1 protein-coding gene is annotated in these 406 nt (G+C 72.4%); it reads right to left on the bottom strand.

The features are described 5' to 3' along the window. Positions 1-406 (bottom strand): MFS transporter (locus tag G3I78_RS49790; protein WP_164437282.1); only part of this gene is annotated, 406 nt, incomplete at both ends.

Genomic DNA, 406 nt, shown 5'->3' with positions numbered 1-406 from the left:
CGTTCAGCGCGGTGCTCTTGGCCAGCCCCAGGTGCACGGTGACGTACACGAGGAGGAAGGAGGTCAGCACGTAGTAGGAGATGTTCTCGCCGAACCGGGTGCCGATGGCGGTCAGCACCTGCCGCCAGCCGCGGCGGAACACCTGGACGACGGGAGCCCCGTCCTCGCGCCCCTGCCGGGCCGCCCGCGCGGCGAGGAAGACGGGCGACTCGGAGACGGACAGGCGGATCCACAGGCCGACGATCACCAGAACCCCGGAGAGCAGGAACGGAACGCGCCAGCCCCAGGCGAGGAACGCCGCGTCGGACTGCATACCGGCGAGCAGGGCGAGCACCCCGGTCGCCAGCAGGTTCCCGCCCGGCGCACCGGACTGCGGCCAGGAGGCCCAGAACCCCCGGTGCTCGGC

The organism is Streptomyces sp. SID13726 (genome assembly GCF_010548375.1).
Lineage (GTDB): Bacteria > Actinomycetota > Actinomycetes > Streptomycetales > Streptomycetaceae > Streptomyces.
Note: the sequence above shows the minus strand (reverse complement) of the source record. Positions and strands in the feature narration are given on the sequence as shown.